19 protein-coding genes and 3 pseudogenes are annotated in these 18411 nt (G+C 61.1%); 7 read left to right on the top strand and 15 right to left on the bottom strand.

What is annotated here, in order from left to right:
- Window positions 1–26 precede the first annotated feature (26 nt).
- The 8 genes and pseudogenes from QN397_RS18090 to QN397_RS18055 form a co-directional block, all read right to left on the bottom strand.
- Window positions 27–368 (bottom strand): CBS domain-containing protein, encoded by a 342-nt coding sequence (locus QN397_RS18090; RefSeq protein ID WP_323501584.1) that lies wholly within the window; start codon window positions 366–368, stop codon window positions 27–29.
- On the bottom strand, window positions 365–808 hold the full coding sequence (locus QN397_RS18085; protein WP_323501583.1) for a hypothetical protein: 444 nt from the start codon (window positions 806–808) through the stop codon (window positions 365–367). Before QN397_RS18085 ends, QN397_RS18090 begins: the two co-directional genes overlap by 4 nt.
- Before the next feature lie 72 nt (window positions 809–880).
- On the bottom strand, window positions 881–3235 hold the full coding sequence (locus QN397_RS18080; RefSeq protein ID WP_323501582.1) for a nitric-oxide reductase large subunit: 2355 nt from the start codon (window positions 3233–3235) through the stop codon (window positions 881–883).
- Window positions 3236–3989: 754 nt separating this feature from the next.
- A protein-coding gene (locus tag QN397_RS18075; RefSeq protein WP_323501586.1) for an IS3 family transposase occupies window positions 3990–5125 on the bottom strand; the annotation gives its coding sequence in 2 pieces (ribosomal slippage) (window positions 3990–4864 and window positions 4864–5125; 1137 coding nt in all).
- A gap of 296 nt (window positions 5126–5421) precedes the next feature.
- Window positions 5422–5718: a hypothetical protein gene (locus tag QN397_RS18070; RefSeq protein ID WP_323501581.1), complete on the bottom strand. Its 297-nt coding sequence runs from the start codon at window positions 5716–5718 to the stop codon at window positions 5422–5424.
- Window positions 5719–5862: 144 nt separating this feature from the next.
- Window positions 5863–6987, bottom strand: a complete 1125-nt coding sequence (locus QN397_RS18065; protein WP_323501580.1) for a sensor histidine kinase — start codon at window positions 6985–6987, stop codon at window positions 5863–5865.
- Between the two features lie 493 nt (window positions 6988–7480).
- Window positions 7481–7703, bottom strand: a pseudogene (locus QN397_RS18060) (IS3 family transposase); the annotation flags it as partial.
- Between the two features lie 217 nt (window positions 7704–7920).
- Window positions 7921–8788 (bottom strand): annotated as a pseudogene (locus QN397_RS18055) (IS5 family transposase); the annotation flags it as partial.
- Window positions 8789–9187: 399 nt separating this feature from the next.
- Between QN397_RS18055 and QN397_RS18050 the strand changes: the two are divergent.
- From QN397_RS18050 to QN397_RS18040, 3 genes are read left to right on the top strand one after another with little or no spacing between them, the layout of a single operon-like run.
- Window positions 9188–10117 carry a type III polyketide synthase gene (locus tag QN397_RS18050; RefSeq protein ID WP_323501579.1) on the top strand — a complete coding sequence of 310 codons (930 nt, stop codon included), beginning with the start codon at window positions 9188–9190 and terminating at the stop codon, window positions 10115–10117.
- Between the two features lie 10 nt (window positions 10118–10127).
- Window positions 10128–10835: a hypothetical protein gene (locus QN397_RS18045; RefSeq protein ID WP_323501578.1), complete on the top strand. Its 708-nt coding sequence runs from the start codon at window positions 10128–10130 to the stop codon at window positions 10833–10835.
- A complete protein-coding gene (locus QN397_RS18040) occupies window positions 10832–12073 on the top strand; it encodes an NAD(P)/FAD-dependent oxidoreductase (protein ID WP_323501577.1) in 1242 nt (413 codons plus the stop codon). Before QN397_RS18045 ends, QN397_RS18040 begins: the two co-directional genes overlap by 4 nt.
- Window positions 12074–12136: 63 nt before the next feature.
- On the opposite strand, the pseudogene QN397_RS18035 reads toward QN397_RS18040, so the two are convergent.
- The 6 genes and pseudogenes from QN397_RS18035 to QN397_RS18010 form a co-directional block, all read right to left on the bottom strand.
- Window positions 12137–12535, bottom strand: a pseudogene (locus tag QN397_RS18035) (transposase); the annotation flags it as partial.
- A 224-nt stretch (window positions 12536–12759) separates the two neighbouring features.
- Window positions 12760–13140: a PepSY domain-containing protein gene (locus QN397_RS18030; RefSeq protein ID WP_323501576.1), complete on the bottom strand. Its 381-nt coding sequence runs from the start codon at window positions 13138–13140 to the stop codon at window positions 12760–12762.
- Between the two features lie 236 nt (window positions 13141–13376).
- A complete protein-coding gene (locus QN397_RS18025) occupies window positions 13377–14186 on the bottom strand; it encodes a metallophosphoesterase family protein (protein ID WP_323501575.1) in 810 nt (269 codons plus the stop codon).
- A gap of 12 nt (window positions 14187–14198) precedes the next feature.
- A complete protein-coding gene (locus QN397_RS18020) occupies window positions 14199–15110 on the bottom strand; it encodes a diacylglycerol/lipid kinase family protein (protein ID WP_323501574.1) in 912 nt (303 codons plus the stop codon).
- Complete coding sequence (locus QN397_RS18015) at window positions 15107–15793, bottom strand: phosphatase PAP2 family protein (protein WP_323501573.1); 687 nt, start codon at window positions 15791–15793, stop codon at window positions 15107–15109. Before QN397_RS18015 ends, QN397_RS18020 begins: the two co-directional genes overlap by 4 nt.
- A 77-nt stretch (window positions 15794–15870) precedes the next feature.
- Window positions 15871–16077: a hypothetical protein gene (locus QN397_RS18010; RefSeq protein ID WP_323499487.1), complete on the bottom strand. Its 207-nt coding sequence runs from the start codon at window positions 16075–16077 to the stop codon at window positions 15871–15873.
- Between QN397_RS18010 and QN397_RS18005 the strand changes: the two genes are divergently transcribed.
- Window positions 16024–16398 (top strand): GyrI-like domain-containing protein, encoded by a 375-nt coding sequence (locus tag QN397_RS18005; RefSeq protein WP_323501572.1) that lies wholly within the window; start codon window positions 16024–16026, stop codon window positions 16396–16398. The genes QN397_RS18010 and QN397_RS18005 overlap by 54 nt on opposite strands.
- 20 nt (window positions 16399–16418) lie before the next feature.
- Entirely contained in the window at window positions 16419–16577 is a 159-nt protein-coding gene (locus tag QN397_RS18000; RefSeq protein WP_323501571.1) for a hypothetical protein, read from the top strand.
- Here the strand turns inward: QN397_RS18000 and QN397_RS17995 are convergent.
- A complete protein-coding gene (locus QN397_RS17995) occupies window positions 16569–16904 on the bottom strand; it encodes a hypothetical protein (RefSeq protein WP_323501570.1) in 336 nt (111 codons plus the stop codon). The genes QN397_RS18000 and QN397_RS17995 overlap by 9 nt on opposite strands.
- Window positions 16905–17053: 149 nt before the next feature.
- Between QN397_RS17995 and QN397_RS17990 the strand changes: the two genes are divergently transcribed.
- Both QN397_RS17990 and QN397_RS17985 read left to right on the top strand, forming a co-directional pair.
- Window positions 17054–17744, top strand: a protein-coding gene (locus QN397_RS17990) for an IS6 family transposase (protein WP_323501569.1) whose coding sequence is annotated in 2 segments (ribosomal slippage) — window positions 17054–17277 and window positions 17276–17744 — 693 coding nt in all. Because the reading frame shifts where the segments join, the coding sequence is not laid out codon by codon here.
- Window positions 17692–18384: a Tn3 family transposase gene (locus tag QN397_RS17985; protein WP_323501585.1), complete on the top strand. Its 693-nt coding sequence runs from the start codon at window positions 17692–17694 to the stop codon at window positions 18382–18384. The genes QN397_RS17990 and QN397_RS17985 overlap by 53 nt, the downstream gene beginning before the upstream one ends.
- Window positions 18385–18411: the final 27 nt, after the last annotated feature.

Genomic DNA, 18411 nt, shown 5'->3' with positions numbered 1-18411 from the left:
CGCTGGACAATCCAACGGGTAGCAAATTACGTGAGGCAACAGGTCAGCACGAGTAGCATTTTTGATGCGGCAATGCGAGTGGCCAGGATAGTTGACGCCAGCCAATCGGATGAGCGACACGCGATCACGTCTCGCCTCATCACACTGTCGACCGTGTTGGTGCAGGTGATGCCCGGGCAGAGACCGATCTGCATAACGATGTCCGACTTGGTGATCACACCGATCATTGTTCCGTCTGGATCGCAGACCACAAGCAGGCTGATTTGGGTACTCGATAGCAACTGCGCCGCCTCCCGCAGCGGCGCGTTGGATCGGACCGTAACCAGCCGCGAGCGCGTCGCAGCCGCGATGGTGCTGACGCGATTCATGCCCAATTTGCGCACCCCACATCAAGTCCACCATTGGCCGAATCGCCAACGTTCGCATCTTCGAACTGCAGCGTGCGCAGGTGACCCGATCGTTCAATGAAGCCCAGCATGCGGGCCGCCGCGTGGATCGTCAGGGGATGAGGTGTGAAGCCCGGTTGCGGGGTGATGCAATCGGCTATCTCCCGCACGAGCTTCAGCTGTCGATCGGAAGCGTCGGCCATCAGAACCGCCAGCATGTTCTCCAAGGCGATAACGCGAATCTGCAACTGTACGAGCTCGGCATTTGTCAACGGCAGCGCATCGGTTAACAACTCCACCGAAGCTGCAGGGTAATTTCCTTCGATACCCGCTCCCCCCTCGTTGTCCCACCTCGAGATCGCTTTGTTGAGAAGACGGCTTCGCTCCGGTGAATTGGCCGCTTGATCAGACAATGGGTTCATGTAATGGTGCCAATTTCGAAGATACGCGGGCATAACGCAGATGACGCTTCGCAAAATCAAAGCGTCTGGTGATCAGGCCGCACGCAAACGCCGAACCTGGTCGTCCTTTGCCCCTGCAAGCAGGTTGAAGTAGCACTTGATCGTTGCGATCACCAGCGGCACGGCACCGAACACGATCAAGACGACATGGCCCGGCAGGCTCATCCACTCGATCCAGTGCGATCGGTCGCTGCCCGTGTAGTCCAGGCTGCGCGCATGCCAGTAACCGTTTTGCAGCACGTCCCACAACTGCAGCAGACCACCCGGGAACAAGCTCAGCGCCACCATCATGGCCAAGCCGGCGTTGGTGCCCCAGAACGCGCAGCGCAAGTACTTCTCGATGCCCGGCCAGTGCACATCGTCACTTGTCTGGCGCAGCACGAACACCATCAGCGCAATTGCCAGCATGCCGAACACGCCCATCAGGGCCGCATGCGCATGGTTTGGGGTCAGCATGGTGCCCACTTCGTAGTAGCTGACGATCGGCAAGTTCAACAGGAACCCAAACATGCCCGCGCCCACAAAGTTCCAGAAGCCCACAGCCATCAGGAAATAGAACGCCCACTTGTGCGGGATGACCATCTGCTTGCCCTTCGCATCGCGCTCCCCGCGCGTGGTGCGAACGAAGTCCCAGGCGTCGAGCGTAAGCAAAGTCAGCGGCACCACCTCCAGCGCCGAGAACAACGCCGACAGCGCCATGTTGACGTTGGTCTGACCTGTGAAATACCAATGGTGTCCGGTGCCCATTAAGCCGCCGAGGAAGTACAGGATCGCGTCCAGATAGATCACTCGCAGCGCCACGTTGCGACGGGTCAGCCCGAGCTGGAAGAAGGTCAGCGCCACGATCGTCGTGGCGAAGAACTCGAAGAAGCCTTCGACCCACAGATGGATGATCCAGAAGCGCCAGGTGTCGACCACGGTGAAGTTGGTCCTCGCGCCGAAGAACATCGCCGGGATATAGAACGCGGGAATCGCCAGCGCCGCCACCAGAAACATCCTGACGATTGGCCTTGCGGCAGGATCGCTCAAGGTCTGCGGGCGCACCAGCGACCACAGAAGCGCGAACCAGCCGAACAGGCCTGCGACCAGCAATATCTGCCAAACACGACCCAGCTCCAGATACTCCCACCCCTGGTTGCCGAGCCAGAACCACAAGGGTCCGAGCATCTGAGCGATGCCAGCCCATTCGCCCAGCAAACTGCCGAAGATGACCACTGCAAACGCAGCGAACAGCCCATGGGTGCAGGCCGGCAACCAGCGCGGCTCCTCTGTTCGGAGCGACCTGCCCAGAAACAACGCGGCGGCCACGTAGGCGGTGGCGATCCAAAAGATCGCCAATTGGAGATGCCAGGTGCGCGTCAAATTGCTGGGAAAGAGGCGCTCTATCTGTATACCGTAAAAGCTACCCGGGTCGGCGCGCCAATGGGCCGTTGCGGCACCCACGAGCGTTTGTGCCAGAAACAGCACGGCAACCACGACGAAGAACTTCACAAGCGCGTTTTGCCCCGGACTGGAACGGCCAGGCAGCATCTGCGGCTTGACGTTGTGGCCCCGGGTGATCCAGCCGAGGTAGTCGAATTTGCCGAAGGCCAGCAGCACGGTCGATATGCCGGCGAGCAGTACCAGCAGGCTGACCGCGCTCCACAACAGCGCGCCCGAGATCGGCACATTTCCGACGCTTGGGTCATACGGAAAGTTGTTGGTGTAGGAGTGCACTTCGCCCGGCCGGGCCGCGACGGACGCCCAGGCCGCCCAGGTCACGAAAGCCGTGAACTGGCGCAGCTCAGTCGGATCGGTGATCAGATCGGCCTTCAGGCCGCCGTTGCGCGACGGGTCGTGGAAATAATCGGTCCAGTGCGCGATCTCAGATTTAAAAGCGGCGGTCTGTCCTATGGTGAACTGCAGCAGCCCGGTGGACGCGTCATAACGGTTCGTTTTCAACGACACGCCCGTCTCGGCCTGGACCGCTGCCGCCTGACCTGGAGTCAACGCGTCCAGCGGCTTGCCATACTGCTCCTGCGCAATGTCCTGGGCGGTGACCAGTCCCATGCGGTGCAGTGCGGCGGCCGAATAGTCGGGCCCGAGATAGGCACCGTGGCCCCAGATGCTGCCGTTGGCCATCAGGCCGTAGCGCAAAAACAAGGTCTGTCCGTCGCCGACATCTTCTGCGGTGAACAGGAGCTCACCCTGTGTATTCACCACCTGTGCCGGAATCGGCGGCGCGTTGCGATACGAGAGGGTGGTTATTAGCAGCAGGCCCGAAAAGCCAAGCACCATCACGATCAGCACAGCCCGTATCCACCAGGGCGACAGCGAGCCGTCGTCCTTGGCCACGGGCTGCGCGGCGACGCCTTTGGCCGGAGGCTTGCTCGCGACCGCATCAGTCACAGCGCCGCCTTCAGCATCGCCAGACAGTTGAGACGCTGGGCGTGGCTGGGCCGCATCAACGCATCAACTTCGCGCGCGGTCCCGATGTATAACTGCGCGCCGCCCTCCAGGCTTTTGCACATTATTCGTTTGCTCGGCGTATCTCCTTGCCGGAGAGCAGAGTTACGCGAAAAACACCCGCACATGCAGCGCTTTGTCCGGAGTCGTGGTGGTGCGGGCGCCAGGGGGTGCACTGCCAAGCGGGCCGAATGTCGATTAGTTCGCCCGACAGTGAATAGTGAATGGCCATGACTTGAAGCTCCTCATCCCATCCTGCGCTCAAGGACGGAAGGCTTCTGTGCGCTATCGAACGCAGCCAGGAAGTTGTAGGTGTCCTTCCTCATCGGCGGAATTGGAGTGCTGCGTACGGCGATTTTCCTTACCCGATACGGACTGCCTCCCCAAGTGGGGATGACCACTTGTTATGCCGCATCCTCATGCCGCCAGTTCTTTAGGAAGAAGGCGGTCATATTCTTTCTTGACCACTGCTTAACACTCGCAGGTGCGCTTTTCAAGCCCAGGCCGTGTCCTGGTCAAATGAATTCGCACACTCGGATGGGTGGAAATCAGTTGGACAGTAAACGTGACGAAATCAACCCTACGAGTCTTTGACGCGCGCTTCAAGCTGCAAGTCGTTCAGATGATCCGCGTCCAGGGAGAGCTGGCCCCATTCGCTTGAACAGATTCCGAATCTTTTTAAGTGGATCCTGCGGGGTCAGGCTGCCTGGGCCGAAGGCCATGGCAGCGAGTCGAAGTACACCACATCGGGTGTGCGGGCTTGCAAGCTCGAGTGCGGCCGGCGGGTGTTGTAGAACTCAATGTACCGGCCGATCCCGGTGCGGGCCTGGCCGACGCTCTCGTAGGCGTGCAGGTACACCTCCTCGTACTTGATCGAGCGCCACAGCCGCTCGATGAACACGTTGTCGCGCCAGCAGCCCTTGCCGTCCATCGAGATGCGGATGCCGTGAGCTATGAGCAGTCCGGTAAAGGCGCTGCTGGTGAATTGGCTGCCTTGATCGGTGTTGAATATCTCGGGAGTTCCGTGCTTCATGATCGCTTCCTCGACGGCCTCGACGCAGAACTCGGTGTCCATCGAGATCGACACCCGCCAGGCCAGCACACGGCGGCTGTACCAGTCGATCACCCCTGCCAGGTAGACGAAGCCCCGGGCCATTGGGATATAGCTGATGTCCATCGCCCAGACCTGGTTGGCCCTGGTGATCGCGAGCGTGCGCAGCAGGTATGGGTAGATCGTGCGTCCTGGTGCCTTCTTGCTGGTGTTGGGCTTCCTGTAGAGCGCGGTGATGGCCATGCGCCGCATCAGCGTGGTCATATGCTTGCGGCCCACGACGACGCCCTCTCCTCGAAGCAGGTCGCCAAGCATGCGCGCTCCAGCGAACGGCAACTCCAGGTGCAACTCGTCAATGCGACGCATCAGATTCAAGTCCGCATCGCTCATCGGCTTGGCCCGGTAGTAAGCGCTGCCGCGGCTGATGCTCACGAGTTCGGCCTGCCGCTTGATCGGCAGCGCATGATCTCGCTCGATCATCGCTTTACGCTCAGCAGATCGGCCCTGCTGAGCGCGCCGGACAAAAAATCGATCTCCAGGGCCTGCTGGCCAATCTTGGCGTGCAGCGAGTTCAGATCCACAGCGGGCTCTGCCGCCGCAGCCTCGCCGCCGAACACGTCAACCGCTCGGCTCAGAAGTTGGTTCTTCCAGTCGGTGATCTGGTTGGGGTGAACGTCATGCTGCTGCGCCAGTTCGGCCAGCGTCTTGTCGCCTCGAACGGCCGCCAGCGCCACCTTGGCTTTGAATGCCGCTGAGTGCGTGCGGCGGGGTCTTCTGCTTATCTTTGCTCCAATCTTCACAGGCGAGGTCCTCGCCAGCAGGAGCAGTTTCCACACTTATCGGATTGTTCAGATTTCCGGGGCCAGCTCTCAACCTCCATGCGCCGCCACGACTTGCCAGACCATCACGAAGCCGAAGCCATGCGTCCTGGCGTCGCGCGGCGCAATGTTGTGAGCCGCTTCAATGTCTCGTTCCAAAGTGGAGCGCGCGGAACCCCCGGTTAGGCCCTGGGGCGCGCGATCGAGCAACGCGTCCAACACGACCGGTGCCATGCCGGTGCCCTCGTCCTGAATAGTGACTACACCAGCTGTGCTACTTTTAGTGCCCTGTCGAACGCAAAAAACACCAACCACATTGAAAGTGCCAAGGATAGGTACAGCACCAATGGCGACGCCCCCAGGATGTAGCGGCCTTGCTGCAGCGCGTCGATGGCGCTCGCGTGGACTTCCGTTGAGGAGACCAATGTCGTGCCGGTGCCGGTGCCGGTAGCGACGTACCACAGCACGGCGAGCGTGCCCAGCGCGACATTGCGCGACTGCCCGACCACGATCGTGCGGCCCTTGAGTTGATCGGGGAGAAGCTTGCCTTCAAGCACATCGGAGGCGGCCCTGCGGGGCGTCGACGCGTTTTCGCTTGGTGAACGCCAAAGATTGAACTCCCCTCCCGCGAGGCAAGGACTGCGGAGTCCTATGCGCCCGAAGATCGCCCTACAACGTCTCGACGGTCGATCGCCGTGCCTCTAAGCAAGTGAGTACCGCGGCAGACTGATGGTGAAGACACAGCCGGTTCCCGGCACGTCACGCACGCTTAAAGTTCCCAGATCTGCTTCAATGCTCTGCCGGGCGATAGACAGGCCCAGCCCCAACCCAGCATTTGCGTGGCCGCTGTGCTTAAAGGGCACGAACATATTCTCGACACCCTTGGGAGGCAGGCCGCCGCAATGGTCCTCGACGTCGATCAGAACGAATTCTCCAAAAGCATGAGCGTTCAAAGTCACGGCGGTATTTGCGTGAGTGAACTTGAAAGCGTTCTGCAGCAAGTTCGCCAACGCAGCGTGCAGAAGCTCTCGATTCGCGTTGATCGCCAGCAACGGGTCCACGTCGCACACTTCAAAAATCCGACCTAGCGAATCGGCACTGAATCGACCTGCAATCGCAGAATCCGCGATGAACGAAGCTACGGAAAACGTTTGCCGTTCATGCGGCTTCTCACCACGCACTTCGACGAGTGCACCACCGATCAGCAGAGTCAACGCTTCAAGACTGCGCGACAGAACCGCACCGGTAGCGCCCCGGACTGTCATGTTGCCCACATCCAGCGCGCGAAACGCAAGGGTGGCCGTTCCCAATGCATTTCGGAGTTCGTGAACCAAAAAGCCCAGCCTCTGTTTCTCGCCAGCAATCTGATGCACCGAAATTTGCGCGTCGCGCTGGAAGCTGAACTCCGCGACTGCATCCGCGATGGCGTTATCCAAGCATCGGTTCAGTGTGCGGAATTGATCAACGGTAAAAGGCGCGTCCCGCTCAAAAGCCAGATCAGTGATTGCCTGACACACATCGCCGTAGTCGTGGACCACCTGATCTACCGTGTAGCCCAGATTCAAAAGCGCTTTGCCGTGTGCTGTCGCGCTCACGCCAATTTCAGACAAGGCTAGCGCATCCCCGCCGGACGGCCCGGAGATCTTGACGCTCGCATCGCCGTCGTTGTTTGTTTCGGCGGCAAGTGTTCGAGTTAGTTGATCCAGGAACATCGACACGCCTTGGACCAGACGCTCTTCGGACGCCGCGCGGTAAGGCCGCTGTGCCGCTTTGAGCTTGCACCGGGCGATTAACTCATCACGGTTGTTGACGAGAAAACGATGCATAGGAAACTTTCTTGCCCAACGGCAGATTATTCAACGCGCTTTTGTTGCTCCTGCTTAAGAGTTTGCAGCGCTCACACTGAGTCGAAATTTTGTCCTAGCGGCAAAACCCTCACCCCTCTCCAGCGCGCAGCATGTAGTGAATAACTTGGTGTCTACGTAGGACGACATCTTGCAGACCTGTCATCCCGCTGCAATGGGGAAATTCGGCCGTGCCAAGCGGAGAACGCTGTGCAAAGCTGCCATGTCACTTTCAACGCCGTAACCGGTGTACCTGCCGAATTCTCAGCATTCACGGCGTTGGGAGTCGTTCTTTTTGATGGTGCATAGCCGCACGTAGCTGGCGCAATGTCTTTTCAAAGCCCCCGGCATATGCATTGCGGGCCGCCAAGGCTTTACCCTCGGGGCTCTTTGGGCCGGTGGACTTTGACCGAGGCTGCCATCGCTGGATTGCCTCCCTGACCTTGTCCCTGGAATCCGTACCCCATAGCCGAGTTCATGAGTTGGCTTGCTGTGGCTGATTGGCAAGCCAGTCCTGCTCGAACTGCATCGGGCTGACGTATGCCAGCGTAGAGTGCAGCCGGTCGCGGTTGTACCAGAGCAGCCAATCGATGGTTTCGTCCTTCGCCTCGCGCCCGGGTCTTGAACCGTTTGCCGTGCAGCCGCTCCACCTTCAACGACCCGAACAGCGTCTCACTGCAAGCGTTGTCCCAGCAGTTGGCCGCCACGTCGGTCAAGTCGGGCCTGGCGCGCGCCATCTTGTACTCGCACCGCCGATGGGCAGCCCTCACGCGCTATGCCAGCGATGGCCGAATCGACTCTGACCACCCTGGACCAGTCGCACCGCCTCCTGCTTGAATTCGAGCGTGTAGCGCGCTCTTGCCGTCTTCGTCATTTCCGTTCTCCTTGCTTGAATTGAAACACTCAGCAAGGGGTACGTTTTTCGAGGGCAAGGTCAATATGCCGTGTGGTTCGCCCATTGATGTCGCGGCACGCCCGCACGAAACCACGTGTGTCGTAGGCCTTGTCGGCTCCAACGGTGATGCGCTGCTCCCGAATTTCGATCTCCCCGAGCATCACCGCGGCCGCATCACACTCGGCAGTCCCAGTGGCCTTCATGGTCTGCACGTTCACCACCAGGCCATGGCGGTTGTCAGTGGCGATGTGCCTCAGGAAGCTGGGCAGCGCCGGTGCCGCGTTGCTCTTGCGATAGAACTGCGAATCGGGATCGGTCCGGGACTCGTGGATCTCGTCGCTGCGCCGCTCACCACGCCAGTCCTCGGGGTCGCGCCCGTCGTCACCGCTGTCCTTGCGTCGCATGCTCTTGTGACTAGCCCAGGCCTTGATCTGCGTGCCGTCGACGCTGAAGTGTTATCCAGACAGCAGATCCGTGGCCTTGGCCATGTCGGCCGTGGCGTTGAACAGTTCGATGAGGAAGTCATGCTCGATCATCCGGTCGCGTTTCTTCGATGTTGACCGAGTGGTTCGACACTCCATCTTCGATCGACAGGCCGACAAACCAACGGAACAGCAAGTTGCAGTTATTCTGCTCGACAAGTTGCCGCTCGCTGCGAACGCTGTAGAGCACCTGCAGCAGCATGGCACGCACCAGCTTCTCGGGCGCTATGCTCGGATGGCCTCCATTGACGTCGGCTTAATACACAGCCGAATGACGCTCGTCCGTCTTGGCAAGCGCTTCGTTTATCCATGTGCGAATCGGTCGCAGCGGATGATTCGCAGGCACGGAGTCTTCCAGCGTCACCTTCGAAAACAGACTCGCGTTGTAGCCGCCACTGCCTCGCATCGTCGCTCCTCGGTCTGCTCAATATCGCAATTGTCGGAAAGATCTCGGGGTTCTTCAACGTCCCTGCCAACACACGACGCCAGAGGGCCTACCAGTCGCGTGGATGTCCTACACAGCTGTCTTTGGCTGGCGGACACCATGGTTTATGACGCTTGCTCCGTTGGACGCGCACCCCTCTAGCAACACAACCCTCCTACCGCGCGCAGCTGGCCAAGTGCCGAACATCGTTGCTTTGGGGATTTCAGGAGTAGGCAGTTGATTTCGAGGCCGACGTTCATTAGAAGCGTTGAGACGTCCGTTCCGCAGAACCGATTCACGAAAGCTGAGTGCCTGGCTGAGTTTGAAGCTTCAGACTGGTTCGGCAGGCTCGACCGCAGGTCTCACACCATCGCGCGTACGGTGCTGCAACGCGACAACGGTATCGACGCGCGTCGGTTGGCGGTGGATCGCCTGGCAGATATTTTCCAGATCGACCCTGACACGTTGAGTGAACGATTCCTCCGCAACGCGCCCGCGCTCGCATCCGACGCGGCGTTTCACGCGGTGGAGAGGGCCGGTCTCCTGGTCGCCGACATCGATGCTGTCGTCGTCAGCACATGTACCGGCTACCTGTGTCCTGGCCTGTCCGGCTATGTTGTCGAACGCCTGGGGCTCCGACCGAACGTCCAAGCCTATGACTTAGTAGGCCAGGGTTGCGCCGCGGCCCTTCCGAACATGCAAATGGGTCGGGCCCTGCTGCTCGGCGGTGATTGCCGCCATGTTTTGTCAGTTTGCGTCGAGGTCAGCAGTGCGGCGATGTACCTTGACGACGATCCCGGGGTTCTCATCAGTGCCTGCTTGTTTGGTGACGGCGCGGGCGCGGCGGTGTTGTCACGCGAGCCCCGCTCGGATGGGCGCTCCATCGAGTGGACGGACAACACCTCGCTGGTATTGCCCGAGCACAGGCGCGCTCTCAGGTTCGAAAGCCGCGCGGGGATGCTGCGTAACATTCTTACCAAAGAAGTTCCCGGACTCGCCGCATCCAATGCACTTGCGGTGCTGAATACGGTGCTCGATCGCGCTCGTGTCACGCTATCAGACGTGACCACATGGATCATGCACGCGGGTGGGCGGGATGTGCTGCAAGCAATCGAAACGCGGTTCGAACTCACAAAGCCGGACCTTCGCTACAGCGCGGAGATGCTGCGGGAATACGGCAATCTGTCGAGCGCGTTTGTGTATTTCGTGCTGCAGGCGGCGCTGGCCGACGAGGCCCCCGATGGCTGGTGGTGGCTGTCGTCGTTCGGCGCTGGCTTTTCTTGCCACGGTGCTTTGCTCAAGGTCGGGTGAGCATCGGCGAATGAACACTTCATCCCTGATGCCGCGCCAGGTGACGCCCGAGGCGCTTGACTCGCTTGGTGCCGACGACCCTGCCGCGCAGCGATCTCGCCGTGACCTTCGCCGCCTTCACGTCGTGATGGGCACTCTTTCGATCATGACGCGTGCGATCGGCGCCGAGCCAAACCGCGCGCCGCTACGCATCCTCGAGCTCGGTGCAGGCGACGGCTCGCTGGCACTGCGCTTCGCGCACAGACATGCGCGGCAGTGGCCGCGCGTGTCATGGACTTTGCTCGATCGCCAGGACACCGTCGCCGAGTCGACGCTGCACGGTTTGCGCGCGGTCGGTTGGCAGCCCATCATCGTTGTCGCCGACGTGTTCGACTGGCTAAGTAGGAACCAGCAATGCGGCTGGGACATCGTTGTCGCGAACCTGTTTGTCCACCACTTCGAAGGCGATGAGCTCGGACATCTGTTGCGCGCGCTATCCAAGGTCACGCCACTGTTCTTCTGCTGCGAACCACGGCGAAACATCACAGCGCTGATTGGCAGCCACCTCGTCGGCCTGATCGGCGCCGGGACAGTGACTCGCGAGGATGCGGTGCTCAGCGTTCACGCCGGCTTTCGGGACTGCGAACTGTCGGCGCATTGGCCGAGCCACGAAGGCTGGTCGCTGCGCGAGTATTCGGCAGGTTTCTTCAGCCACTGCCTGCTGGCGCGCAAGACGTGAGCGCCTCACCCGCTTTGCAGTACGACGCTATCGTGGTCGGCAGCGGGCCTTCCGGCGCGACCGCAGCGCTGCTACTGTCGCGGTCGGGCTGGCGTGTAGCGATCGTCGAGAAAGCTGCATTCCCGCGTCGCAAGGTATGCGGTGAGTTCGTCTCGGCCACGACGTGGCCTCTCCTCGATGCGCTTGGGGTCGGCGACGAACTCAGGGGCCAGGCGGGGCCCGTCGTGCGCCGCGTCGGGGTGTTCGCGCGCACGTCGATGGTCACGGCGCCGATGCCTGCCACAGGCAACGGGGTCGAAGGGGGACGCGCGGTCAGCCGGGAGTCGCTTGACGCAGTGCTCCTGTGCCGCGCCGTGGCGGCAGGCGCGACGCTCTGGCAACCGTGGACCGTGGCAACGTTTGAGTCCGGCGCCGGGCGACATGCTTGCACTATTGAGCACCGCGAGCGGGGCGAACGCATCGTTCTGGAGGCGCCGGTGATCGTCGCCGCGCACGGCTCGTGGGACCGCGGCCCGCTTCCCACACAGCCACGGCGCAAGGCTGCCGCCGCGTTGGACCTTCTCGGCTTCAAGGCAAGGTTCCAGGGCGGCACTCTCGATGAAGATCTGATGCCGCTGGTCGCGTTCCCCGGCGGTTACGGCGGCATGGTCAACACCGGCGCGGCGCGAGTCAGTCTTTCGTGCTGCATCCGCCGAGACCATTTGGACGCCGCCCGCGCTCGGCACCCGGGGCGTACTGCGGGGGAGGCCGTGCTCGCGCACATCTTCGAACACTGCGACGGTGTCCGCGCAGTCCTGGCCACAGCCTCTTGCGATGGCCAGTGGCTCGGGGCGGGGCCGATCCGGCCCGGCATACACGACTTCGGCCGAGATGGCGTGTTCGCGGTCGGCAACGCCGCTGCCGAGGCGCACCCCATCGTGGCCGAAGGTATCAGCATCGCGATTCAGTCCGCAGCGCTGCTAGCGGAGACCCTTGGCTGCTTCTCCGCTGCCGCGTCTGCACCCTTGGCGCTGGCGGTGGCACACGCGCGGTACCAACGGCTTTGGCGCCGCAACTTTACGCCGCGTATGCGCGCCTCCGCGCTTTACGCCCGAATGTTCATGCGGCCCTTGTCGACGCGGCTTGCGGTGGTGTCGATGCAGGTCTTCCCATCTATGCTGCGCATCGGCGCCGCGTGGAGCGGCAAGTCGCGCCAGCTGCAATTGCACTTGAACGCACCTCTCGGAGACGACGCATGACTAAGACTGCTGGCGCCGGCTCATATTTAACCTAGAGGAGCTGCGGCTAAAAACTTGGACTGTTTATGCCATGAACTCCAAGCTTCGACGGTAGTCAAGAGGGCTACGCGCGCCCAAGGACATCTTGATCCGCTTCTCGCTGTACCAGCGGATGTAAGAGTCCAAGGCTTGGGTGAACTGCTCAACGGTCGTTGACTGCCAGTTGCCAGGATAGAACCATTCGGTCTTCAATCGACCGAAGAAGCCCTCGCAAGCCGCATTGTCGGGCGAACACCCTTTGCGGGACATCGAACGCGTCAGCTCGGCATCCGCGATGCGTGCCAGCCATCCCGGCCATCGATAGTGAGCGCCGCGATCCGAATGCACAACAGGCCGGTTGGTGCTGATGTCGATCGTGTCGATAGCGGCATCCAGCATCGTGTTCACGCGCTGCGCGTCCGGGCGCATGCCGATCGTCCAACTTGAGTATTCCGGTCGAACGTGACCGCCATTCCGGCGAACGTGACCGGTACGGCGGTATGCGCCTCCGGCATGGGGATTGTCTGCATAACTCGACCCTATCCGTACCTCGTCAAAAGCAAGAGAACACGGACGACATGGTCCATCATGCAAGCTGATCTGCGCATCACGACCGTATGACGGCTGTGCTGCCAGGGCAACCGGCGCTGCGCTGCATGCAAAGCGACTTACTTCTTTGCCTTAGTTGCGGCGAGATCGGCCGCTGCTTCGGTGCCCTGAGCCTTTGGCCCTTCCCACACCTTCCACAATACCTTGCCTGTCCCGGCATCCACGGCGACCTCGACGATCGACGTCTTGCTCAGCAGTTTGATGTCGAACGTATAGATCAGGCAACCGCCTTCGGATTCCAGTCCGGAACTGGAGACCGAGGTCGCCGCCACGTTGACGGCCTTGAGCGCGGTGCTCTCAGCGTCAGCCTGGGTCACTTTGGCCAACGCCGGAAGGTCTGCATCCGTGATACCCGCTTTGAGATGAATCGAGCAGGGCAACTTGGCGGCACTGGCGCCAAACGATGCCAGGAGCGCGACGACGAGAAAGACTTTTTTCATGGGAACTCCGACCTCATTTCAGGGGTGGTCGAGGGCAGTAGGGCCATGACGTATGGCCGCTGTCGCTCTAGCACGATGGATGGTGCAGTCCGTGCGACCGGAGCGTCTGTGCGATGACCAATACGACCCGGGGCATTGCCTTGCCGAGTCGCATGAACAGCTTCAACGCTGGCGGCGAAGACTGTCGTTACTTGCGAGCACTGCTAACGGCTGGTTCAGCGAAACAGCGCACACCTTCAGTAGTCGACCCAACGGCCAGTCTCTTGTCTGAACCGTTCGGTCTGTACCAACAAAAAGGCCCCAGCGTCGGCATGCCACGCGTGGCGCTCGACGCTGACGGATTCCTCGCTGACCCGCAACACGTTGAACGCGTTCACTTCACCGCGGCTGCGCGTGGAGGTCGCAGTGCCGGCTTGTACAGCGAGCGCTGCATAGCCAGGAAAGTCGTGACGGCTGGACGTATCACCCGCATGGCTAGTGTGGAAGTGGCCCGCAAGCAGCAAATCGACGCCGCAGGTCGAGAAAGCTTCCATCGCCTGGCGTGCTCGCCCAACCAGTTTGGCCTTGCCCGTCACGTCGGGCAGGTCGAAGGGGTGATGGGTGACGATGATCTTGGTAGTTCCAGACGGCAGTGCGGCGATGCGGCAACGGATCGATTCGATTTGGGCGTCGTCGATGCGGCCGCCCTTGAAAGTCATTGCGCGCGCGGTATTGACGCCGAGAACGGCAATCTCCTCATCGATGAACGACGGCTCCAAGTCTTCATTGATGCTGCGACGGTAGTTGCCGAAGGGATCTAGGATCCGCTCGAGGACCCTGTACAGCGGTACATCGTGGTTACCAGGAACGACGACCTGCGGCCTGGGCAAGCGATCAAGAAAGGCACGCGCATGACGGAACTGATCGACCCGCGCTCGTTGAGTCAGGTCACCTGAAACAACGACGCAATCCGGTCGGCTCGCCTGCACTCTGGCGAGCAAGGGTTCGATCACGGCCGGGTCGGTTCGGCCGAAGTGAAGATCCGAAAGATGGACCAAAGTGCGCATCAACGACCCATCTCAAGGGCCTGGCCGATCCGACGAAACCGCGCCGAGAACCGTCAGGCAGGCCGGGCGGATGCGATAGTGCAGCGGCGGCTTCATGACGCTGGTCTCGCCGTCGGTCGCCACGCGCAGGTGATGATGACTGCTCTCGACAATGATCTCGGTGCCGAGCACAACGTCGAAATCTCGCGCCTGTTTCAACTGCCCCACGAGCGCTCGAAGCGCGAGTTGCACGAGCCGTATGCGTCCCGCTCGCTGTGTTGCGTAAAGGCTCAGACTGCCGCCGGTCAAGCTCTCGCGGTCGCCCATAGAAAAGCCTTCCATCCGATATTCATTGTTGCCGATGAAGACGAAAGGGGTACGCCGCCGATGCTCAATCCCCTTCACCGAGAGACAGACGCTGAGGAACGGGTACTTCCGAAGCGCCGTTACGGATGCCCAAAGAAGTGCCAGCCATTTGCCGCGGCCGATACGTTTTCGCTGTCGATCCCGCTCGTGGACGATGTCCGGGTACAGGCCTAGGCTCGAATTATTGATGAAGACGCGTCCGTTGACTTCGCCCACGTCGACTCGAGTGCGTCGCCCAGCGGCGATCTGCCTGACCGCTGCATCGAGGGCCAAGGGAAGCCCCAGATCCTTGGCAAAGTGATTAAGCGTGCCGAGCGGTAAGATCCCAAGTGCGATATCGCCGCCCGCCAACTCTGCTGCGACCGTGCTGGCGGTTCCGTCGCCGCCACCGGCGACGATGACGTCAGCGTGCTCGGAGATGGCATCGGCGATCTTCGCGGCAATCTCCCCGCCCCCTCTGGCCAGACAAACCTCCGCGGGTACACCGGCAGACACGAACAGGCCCTGAACCTGGCGAGTTAGTGCCTCATCGTGGCCGCTCCCGGAGTTGGCATTGAGGATCACGAAGATGCGGCTCATCGCAATGAATGCGGCCGGTCCCGCCCGCGCTCAGCCAAAAGCGTATCCGGCGTGGAGCCGACTTTGCGCCAAAACGTGGTCAACGCGCTCAGGCAAAGCGCGACCCAGGCGACGCCTTCGGCGAAGGCCGCACCGACGTCACTGAGGTAATGCACGCCGAGATACATCCGAGAAAACGCCACCAGCAAAATCGCCAACGCTGCTGCGGTGACAGCCAGAACCCGCCATTGGAGCGCCCGCGTTTGGCCGAACACCCAGACTACGCCGAGCCCATAAAAGATCGTGCTGGCCGCGACGTGCCCGCTCGGAAAGCTGTAGCTCGTAAGGGTAAGAAGTGGATCAGCAAAGTGTGGTCGGGCGCGATGAAATGCGAGCTTCATCAGCACGTTGAGTAGCATGCCGCCGACCACACAAAGCGCCAGCGTCGAAACGCGGCGCCACCGCCGCTTTTGGAAGGCCAGAATGCCGACGATGCTTGTGTAGAAGGTCATCGCAACGGTCGAGTGAAGTTCCGAAACTACCAACATCCAGTGCGTCGCGCCGGTGCGCGCGTGCAGGTGCAGCCATTGGGCGACCCGCTCATCCATAACGGTCAGGCGGTCCCCCGTCACGACGTCTTCGGCAATGGAGCCGAACAGCCACGCAGCGGCGACGAGGAGCACGGCCCCAACGCCGAGTTGCATGACCAGACGAACCCGAGCCGATGGATCGCGAGCCTCAGGCACAAGGCAAACAGGTTTTGCAAAGATGATTCATACCGTCATTTGGTGGCTGCGGGCAAAACCCCGAGCAGCAATAGCTGTTGATTAAGAACCGAAGTGCACACTATCACCTCCAAGTCGAGTTGCGAGAACTCCTTGGCCTTGGCCTTGGTCTGTCGAACGAAAGGGCTTTCGACCAACTCTTCGCGCGCATGGCTGCGCTCGGGCTTGGGCGGTCCGCCATGCGCATATTGACCTTGTTTCATAAGGATCCGGGTAGCTTGAAGACGGTGGCCCTCCGCTCGACGGCCGTCTTCGTGGGATGCGCACCGGCGGCGCCGGGGGCGGGTCTGACGCCGCTGATGATCGATGGTGGCTTGTTCGCGCGTCTTGCGCACACTGGCCCCTATGCAACGATGCCGGCGGCTTACCGGTGGCTGTTTGGTCACCGGCTTGCAGCAAGCGGCCGCCATCTCGGCGCCAGCCCGGTGATTGAAGAGTACCTCAACAGCCCGCGGCAGACAGCGCCGAATGACTTGCGAACCTACCTTCAAATGCCGCTCCAGCCGATTGAGACTTTGGCATAAGTGAACGCGAGGTTGACAAAGTGACCAGGGCCCTGCCGCCGCTTCCGGCCGAGGTACGCAAAGTCTTCAATACCTGGCCAAGCGAAGCTCGCGCGCAGTTGCGCAAGCTGCGTGCGCTCATCTACGCGACGGCCGAGCGCACGCCCGGTGTCGGCATGCTCGAAGAAGCACTACGCTAGGGCGAGCCGGCGTACATCACCTCGCAAACGAGCAGTGGCAGCACCGTGAGGATCGGCTGGAAACCCGCACGCCCGAAATACGTTGCGATATATTTTCATTGCCTCACAGGGCTCGTCGGAACGTTTCGCACGCTTTTCCCGGGCGGGTTCGCATTCGACCGCAATCGAGCCATCCTGCTCAGGATCGGCGAGCAGTTTGATCGCAACGCAATCGCCATGTGCATCGCGGCAGCGCTGCGCTACCACCTCGAACGCCGCTCGCGTCGATGAAGCATTGGCGTCGACTACGCTCTCAAGCGGTCGCTGTCGCCAAGCCATGGCGGTCATGGCGGTCGGCTCGGTGCCGAACAACTGACATCAAGTCTGGTGCTGCCAACTGTAGTGAGCAAAGCAATGCCGCGATGCGCTCAATTTGGTTCTGTCGCGATAAGCCACATCGGCTGCTCTGCGAGGTTGGCGAATCAGGGAAGTTGACGATGAACGGAACGTTGCGCAAGGAGCTCAGGCGACTGCACTACCCGCTGGAGGTGATGTTGCTGTGCGTGCGCTGGTATGCGGCCTACCCGCTGAGCCTGCGGCACATCGAAGAGATGATGGCCGAGCGAGGCGTGTTCGTCGATCACGCCACAGTCCATCGCTGGGCGATGGAGATCTTGCCGGTGCTGACCGCCGTGTTCCGACGACGCAAACGGCCGGTGCGCCAGTTGGCGCATGGACGAGACCTATTTCAAGGTCGCCGGCCAGTGGAAGTACCTGTACCGCGAGGTCGACCGCGATGGCCACACGATCGCCTTCATGTTGCGTGCCAAGAGAGACTGCGCTGCTGCACGTTGTTTCCTGGAGCGGGCCATTGGCCTGCACGATGTGCCCGAGAAGATCACCATGGACAAGAGCGGCTCCAATACGGCTGCCATCCTGAGCGTGCAGGCTGCATCTGGCGCACGCATCAAGTTGCGTCAAAGCAGATACCTCAACAACGTCCTGGAGCAGGACCACCGCGCGATCAAACGCATCGTGCGGCCGATGCTCGGATTCAAGTCCTTTCGCTGTGCGCGCGTCTTCATTACCGGCATTGAATTGATGCACACAATCAAGAGGGACCAACTCGACTGCACTGAAGGCCAAGTTTCGCCTGCAGCATCGAAGTTCTACACACTGGCATTTTGAGCGCAAGGAAGCAGCCTCGCTTCACTGGGCTCCGCGGCACTACTGCGACAGAACCGACCTGCGCCGGATCATTCAGGCCGCTCAGAACAAGTGCGAGGGATTCAACAGGTTCGCGCAGTGGGCGTACTTCGGCGCCGACCCGATCGCCGAGAACGTGCGCGACGAGCAGGTCAAGATCATCAAGTACAACCACCTGATCGCCAAGCTGGTCATCTACGCTACGCGCGTTATTGGTCGGGTACTTGAGCTTAGGCTCTTTGGCGAACCAGGGGATCAGGCCCCATTGACCCACAACCAGCTCGCGTTCGAAGCGTGTCGAGTGTCGCGCGCGGCGGATGAACGGCCCGGGTGCGCGCGGGAAGATCTACTTCGGAACAAGCGGCGGCTGGTTCGTCGGTCCGAGGTGCCAGAAGCGTTCGATCTCAGCCTGGGCCGGCTTGACATAGCGATTGCACATCTTCGGATGCTAGCGGCTGGCTTTGGCGCTTGCCCAAGTCGTCCGAACAGATCGCGAATCTTTTCAAGTGGATCCTGCGGGGCCAGGCGGTCTTCGCCGAGTCCGTGGCTGCCCTTCCGGCAGCGCCTCCAAGACGAGCGCGTTGATGAGCGGCAGACCTTGTCTTCGTTCAGCATGGGCTAAAGGCAAGAGCTGGCCCCGGAAATCTGA

The sequence above is a fragment of the Variovorax sp. RTB1 genome (assembly GCF_035018765.1).
Lineage (GTDB): Bacteria > Pseudomonadota > Gammaproteobacteria > Burkholderiales > Burkholderiaceae_C > Variovorax.
Note: the sequence above shows the minus strand (reverse complement) of the source record. Positions and strands in the feature narration are given on the sequence as shown.